At 65.9% G+C, this 6,237-nt stretch carries 4 protein-coding genes; 2 read left to right on the top strand and 2 right to left on the bottom strand.

Annotation, left to right across the window (positions count from 1 at the left end):
• Window positions 1-49 precede the first annotated feature (49 nt).
• Both RH94_RS38875 and RH94_RS18820 read left to right on the top strand, forming a co-directional pair.
• Window positions 50-849, top strand: a protein-coding gene (locus tag RH94_RS38875) for an IS5 family transposase (RefSeq protein ID WP_199880877.1) whose coding sequence is annotated in 2 segments (ribosomal slippage) — window positions 50-389 and window positions 389-849 — 801 coding nt in all. Because the reading frame shifts where the segments join, the coding sequence is not laid out codon by codon here.
• A 29-nt stretch (window positions 850-878) separates the two neighbouring features.
• Window positions 879-2,369, top strand: coding sequence for an AAA family ATPase (locus RH94_RS18820; protein WP_324614287.1), 1,491 nt, complete (start codon window positions 879-881; stop codon window positions 2,367-2,369).
• Between the two features lie 346 nt (window positions 2,370-2,715).
• Here the strand turns inward: RH94_RS18820 and RH94_RS18815 are convergent, their stop codons facing one another.
• Both RH94_RS18815 and RH94_RS18810 read right to left on the bottom strand, forming a co-directional pair.
• Entirely contained in the window at window positions 2,716-3,132 is a 417-nt protein-coding gene (locus RH94_RS18815; RefSeq protein ID WP_073948716.1) for an Imm10 family immunity protein, read from the bottom strand.
• A partial coding sequence (locus RH94_RS18810) for an RHS repeat-associated core domain-containing protein (protein WP_324614286.1) occupies window positions 3,129-6,237 on the bottom strand: 3,109 nt, incomplete at its 5' end. The genes RH94_RS18815 and RH94_RS18810, both read right to left, overlap by 4 nt.

Raw genomic sequence — 6,237 nt, 5'->3', positions numbered from 1 at the left:
CCTAAGAGGTCATCTCATTTGGCTGGGTAGGCTGTCGGCCGTGGTGGGGATCGTTGAGCGGCTGGTGCCGGATGAGTTGTGGGAGCTGTTCCAGCGCGTGGTGCCGGAGGCGCCGACGCGGCCTCAGGGCGGTGGCCGGCGGCGGCACGGTGACCGCGAGGTGCTGGCCGCGATCGTGTTCGTGGCGACGTCGGGCTGCACGTGGCAGCAGCTGCCGGCCGCATCGTTCGGGCCGTCCGGCGCGACGGCGCACCGCCGGTTCACCGAGTGGACCAAGGCCCGGGTGTGGGCCAAGCTGCACCGCCTGGTCCTGGATGAACTCGGCTCCCGCGGCGAGCTGGACTGGTCGAGGTGCGCGATCGACTCGGTGAACATGCGGGCGATGAAAAGGGGGACCTGACAGGCCCGAATCCTGTCGACCGAGGCAAGTACGGGTCGAAGATCCACTTGATCACCGAGCGGACCGGTCTGCCCCTGTCCGTCGGAATCTCCGGTGCCAACGTCCACGACAGCCAGGCCCTGATGCCGCTGGTGAAGGGCATACCGCCGATCCGGTCCCGCCGAGGCCCCCGCCGGCGCAGGCCCGGCAAGCTCCATGCCGACAAGGGATACGACTACGCGCACCTGCGGAAATGGCTGTCCCGGCGGGGCATCCGGCACCGCATCGCCCGCAAGGGCGTCGAGACCTCGCAGCGGCTCGGGCGGCACCGCTGGACCATCGAGCGCACCATGTCCTGGCTCGCCGGCTGCCGCCGTCTGCACCGCCGCTACGAGCGCAAGGCAGAGCACTTCCTGGCCTTCACCAGCATCGCCTGCACCCTCATCTGCTACCGCAGACTCGCCAAATGAGATGCCTTCTAATAACCTCAGAGGCATCCGTGGCCCGTCCCAAGCACCGCAGCATCCCCAAGCCGTCCACCATGTTCGACCGCGACCGGGAGTGGAGCGAGCTGACCGCCTTCGCCACCAGCAAGGGCGCCGGCCCCCGCCTCGGCGTCGTCTCAGGACGTCGCCGACAGGGCAAGAGCTTCCTGCTTCACGCCCTGGCCGAGGCGACCGGAGGCTTCTACTACGCCGCCCTGGAAGCATCGGCCGCCGAGTCGCTGCACCTGCTGGGCGAGGCCGTCGCCCGCTACACCGACGCCCCCGTACCGCCCCGACCCCACGACTGGGGCGAGGCACTGGAGCTCCTGTTCAACCTGGCGGCCGAACGTCCGGTGACCATCGTCATCGACGAGTTCCCCTACCTCGTCCGCAACGACCCGTCACTCCCCTCCCGGCTGCAGGCCGCCCTCGGCGTCCGCGCGGGCCGCTACCTCGAACGCCACCCACGTCTGATCCTGTGCGGCAGCGCCATGTCGTTCATGGGCAGGTTGCTGTCCGGCACATCACCGTTGTACGGCCGAGCCAATCTCGACCTCGTGGTGCATGCGCTCGGCTACCGCGCGGCGGCGGAGTTCTGGGACATCGAGGACCCACGACTGGCCGTTCTCACGCACTCCGTGGTCGGCGGCACCCCCGCCTACCGCCGCGAGTTCGTCGACGACGACGCCCCGGACGGACTCGACGACTTCGACGCCTGGGTGTGCCGTACGGTCCTCACCCCCGCCCGACCGCTGTACGGCGAAGCCGAGTTCCTGCTCGCCGCCGAGCCCGATGTGCGTGACCGCTCCCTCTACCACTCGGTCCTCGCCGCGGTCGCCACCGGCAACAACACCAGCGGCGGCATCGCGAGCGCGGTCGGCCGCAAGGCCACGGACATCTCCCAGCCCCTCGCGGTACTCAAACGCTGCGGTCTGCTCACCGCCGAACCGGATGCCTTCCGCGGCAACCGCAGCGCCTACCGCATCGCCGAACCACTGATCGCCTTCCACCACGCCGTCGTACGCCCCAGCCAGACTCTGCTCGCCCACCGGCGCGGGGCCGCCGCGGTCTGGGAGCGGGCCCAGGACACCTTCCTCAGCCAAGTCGTCGGCCCCCACTTCGAGCGGCTGTGCAGGGAGTGGGTCTCCTGGCACGCGGACCCGGAGACCTTCGGCGGGCTGCCGATCGACGTCTCCTCGGGAAGCGTCTCCGACCCGGCCGCCCGCACCTCGCACGAGGTCGACGTCGTCGTGCACGGCGCGGTCGGCCAGGACCAGGGGATCCTGTTGTCGATCGGCGAGGCCAAGTGGAACAAGGTCATGGACGTACGCCACCTCGAACGACTCCGCCACATCCTGGACCTGCTGTCCGCCCGCGGCACCGACACCACCCACGCCCGCCCCACCTGCTACAGCGGCCTCGGCTTCACCCCGGCCCTCCGGGCCGCGGCCGCCCGGAACGAGGTGATCCTCGTCGATCTGCAGCGGCTTTACCGTGAGGTCTGACCTGCGTCCGAGGGCAGGGCCCCCGCGATCATCAAGCCGTCGAAACTCCGGCCCGCAGCGCCAGGTCGCCCCAAAGAATCACGAAACAGGCCAAAGCATTCGCGCTCCACCTACAAACCCTTGACCAACTTTTGCCATCCGGCGTGACCAGGGACTCGAAATGCAAGGTTCGAGGACAAGTATTACACCAACCAGGCAGCGGCCGAACCAGTGAACCTGAAACCCCGCAAACCCGCCCCGACCAGCTAATCAGCACCTCCCGCACAGCGGGGGAACCTCAGAGTTAGGCGAGCATACCGAAGGGAGGACTCCGTCGATCCTCCCTTCGGCAGTGCAGCTGGAATCGCTAGAAGTTCATGCGCGGGATCTTGCCAGGATTACCATAGGAAAGAACCCTCCTCAGCCCTGAACGGATCTCGTCGATATCGATCCCCGGAGCGATTCCCAATTCTACGACACCAGACGGCAAATCTAGCTCTTCAACGGCATCGTCCAGAAACTGAAGCACGAGCCTATCGGGCTGCAGCGTTACCTCTTTGAGGCCGCCGTAGTGGACGCCCCCGTTCTCGCTCACGATGCAGTAGCTGTCAAGTTCGAGCTTTATATTCTGCGCACTCGGCTCATCCGGCATGCACTGCAGGTCGAAGTAATGCCCGTCTTCGTCGTCATTTTCGGCAATGAAGACAGTAAACGGACCTCCGGGAACACTCTCCCCGGATTCAACGTATCGGATCACCCAGTACGGGGGGGTCATTTCGGTCATCCGCTAGTACTCCATTGCCTGTTGCCCCATTTGTAGACGAAGGTCACACTCAACTCGCTGGACGCCGTGGTCATTGCGTTCTGACAAGTACCGCATGGAGGGTTCATCCCTGTGATGGTAACCGTATCACCAGCCTTGACACGAGCCAGGTTTGCATAGGGGTCATTGTTGATCTGAACGCGGGTAGCCCCGGACATACGTGCCACTCTGTGCTCAGTGTGGCTGACCTGGGAGCCCACGCGGCGCCCGAGCGCCTTTTCCGCAGCCGTCTGACTTCCACTCCTCAGGGTGTAGGCAAGGGTCACCACTCCGCCGCTGCTCACTTCAACCCTCGCCCAATGGGTCTCAGTTCTAGTCGTACCGGTTATGGAACCCTGCCGCCCCCGTGCTGCTCTGCTTGCCCAGGTGGGCTTCCCAGACCGGGTTGCCACCTTCATTGCAAAAACGCCCGCAGCAGCGCTGGCATCAATTCCATCACTGGAAGGGCCGATAAGGGACTCGACAAATCCTGGCGGGCTATAGAACAGCTCAAAAGCGAAGTAGCCGCGCTGGCCTGTCGTGCACTCCAGGAGGTCTTCACAAACGTGGCTTCCAGCCAGTGCGAGTTGCTGACTTGGCCAGAGGTGCGCGTACTGGCGATCTGCCATAATCTGTGTGTACGCCTGGAGAAAAGCTCCCTCGAACCCATCCGGTTCGGGACCAGGAACTGCCAGAGTTTCGAACCAGGTCGCGCCACTGCCACCGCCACCACTTCCGCGTAGCGAACCTCCACCAGCGCCGGAGACATGCGCGGCAGAGACCGGTGGCATGGGGTACGGGCCGCTGGGCGCATCTCCATATCCGCCCAGCATTCCGCCGTACGGCTTCTTGCTTCCCGAGTTTCCTGGTGTTCCGGGGTTTCCACCTCCCACCCCATTCAGGCCTGTCGGGTCCCAGAGCGTGACAGGAGAATTACTAGCGTAGCTATACCCGTTGAGAGAATGCGGCTGCGTTAGGTCGAGTATCGGGTCGATGCTGATGAACTGGCCGATGGTGGGGTCGTATTCGCGCGCGCCGATGTGGGTGAGGCCGGTGGTGGTGTCGCGGGTTTTGCCGAGGAAGCCCTTGTCGTCGGGCCAGGGGCCGTAGAGGGGCGTGCCGCGGTCGGCACCGAAGGGGGTGGTGTAGCGCTTGGTGAAGGCCTGGGCGGTGTCCGGGCTGATCGCCAGCGTAGATGTGCCGTGGTGGTCGCCGGTGAGATAGGTGAGTTTGTTGGTGCCGGATTCGTTGGAGCGGACGGCGGCGGTGACAGCGCCAGCTGTGTAGTAGCGCTGGGCCCAGGTGGTGCCGTTGACGCGGAGGTGGAGTTCGGTGGCGCCGGCGTAGAGGATGCGTTCGCCGTTCTTGGTGGCGCGGATGAGCAGGGTGCCGTCGGCGGCGTAGAGGTAGTCGGTGGACGTTGCGTTCTCGGTGAGCTTGGTCAGCTTGCCTTCGGGTGACCAGTCCAGTTCCTGGGTGGCTGTGGTGCCTGGGCGGTGCCTGGTGTTGCCGGTCGTGTCGTAGTCGTAGGTGCGCTGTGGGCTGGCGCAGTCGGCCTTGGTGGTGGTGCCGGTCAGGGTGTGGGGCTGCTTGGCATTGGTGTAGCAGTAGGTCGTCTTCGTGTCGCCGCTGCTCTGGTGGACCGTCTCACTGGTGCGCTGGCCCGCGGTGTTGTACGTGTAGCTGGTCCAGTACGGGGCCGGGCCCGACAGGCTGGAGGCGTTCGGGGCGTCGGAGCACTTCTGGGAGGCCGGGGTCCAGGCTTCGGTGAGGCGCTGGTGGCCGTCGTAGGCGAAGCACTGGGTGTCGGGCGAGCTGGTGCCGCCGAGTGTGGTGGGGTCGCTGATGGCGGTGACGTTGCCGGTCTGGTCGTAGGTGTAGTTGAGGTCCTGCAGCATGTACGGGCGGGTCTGGTCCTTGACATAGCTGCGGAGCAGGCGGCCGGTGCCCTCCTCGTAGCTGTTTTTGACGTAGACGTTCTTGTTGCCTGTGCCGCCGGTGCCCAGGGTGAGCTCCTCGGGCTGGGTTAGGGCCGAGTAGGAGACGTTGTTCAGGTAACCGGTCGACCCGCCGATGGAGGTCAGGTTGCCCAGGCCGTCATAGGTGAAGCCGATGATCTCGGACGGCAGGCCACCGAGTGCGGGTTGCTTGTCGTACTGCTGGGTGCCATCGATGTTGTAGTACGTCTCGAACGCCAGCGTGGACGGTGCGCCGGCCTTCACGAACGGGTCGCTGGCCGGCAGTTCCAGTTGGGTCGCGGTGGCCCGATCGAGGCTGTCGTAAGCAGTGACGGTCTGGGTGTAGGCCGCTCCCGTCTTGCCGCCGACGTAGCGGGTGGAGGAGGTGGGCAGGCCCTTGAGGACCGTGTCGTAGGTGTAGCCGGTGAGCTGGTTGGCGTCCGTTTTCGACCCGGTCCAGGTGCCGGTGGCGCGACCCAGTTCGTCGTAGGCGGTCAGGAGCGACGTGCCGCGTGAGTCGGTGGACTTGATGATCTGGTCGAGGGCGTTGTACTCGGTGGTTGTGGTGCCCTTGTCCGGGTCACCGGTGCTGATCTGGCGACCGAACAGGTCATAGTCATAGGTCCACTTGGCGCCGTCCGGACCTGTGATCGACTTCTGCTGGCCGTCCAGGGCGTAGGTGAACTTCGTGAAGGTGTACGACGCGCCAGGGCCGGTGCCGAAGCCGCTGTCGGCCGGGCTGGTGCTCGCGTACTCCCGGCTCTCCGTGGTCTGACCGCGCACGTCCGTGATCGTGCGCCGGGCGGAGCCGCCTTCAAGGGCGGTGGTCGCGACGGAGTCTCCGGTGTAGGTCGTCGTGGTGGACCACTTCTTGACGCCGTAGACGTACAGGCTGCTGGTCGTCGCCCTGCCCGCCCCGTCGAACACCGTCTGCGTCTGGGTGGGGGCCTCGCCGTACTCGGCGCGGGTGTAGGTGCTGTTGGGCGTGCTGGAGGTGTCGAAGATGTCCGCGTATGTGTCGTACGCGAGGCCGCGGGTGTCGTAGCGGGTGTCGGTCAGCAGGCGGCCGCCCCGCGGGGTGGGCGACTGCGTCTGCAGCGGACGCAGGAGGGAGTCGTAGAGCGTGTAG

The sequence above is a fragment of the Streptomyces kebangsaanensis genome (genome assembly GCF_001906585.1).
In the GTDB taxonomy this organism is placed as follows: domain Bacteria; phylum Actinomycetota; class Actinomycetes; order Streptomycetales; family Streptomycetaceae; genus Streptomyces; species Streptomyces kebangsaanensis.
Note: the sequence above shows the minus strand (reverse complement) of the source record. Positions and strands in the feature narration are given on the sequence as shown.

Bases quoted from the DNA above. Each gene is read 5' to 3' on its own strand.
- RH94_RS18815 (WP_073948716.1), bottom strand. From the start codon at position 3,132: ATGACCGAAATGACCCCCCCGTACTGGGTGATCCGATACGTTGAATCC.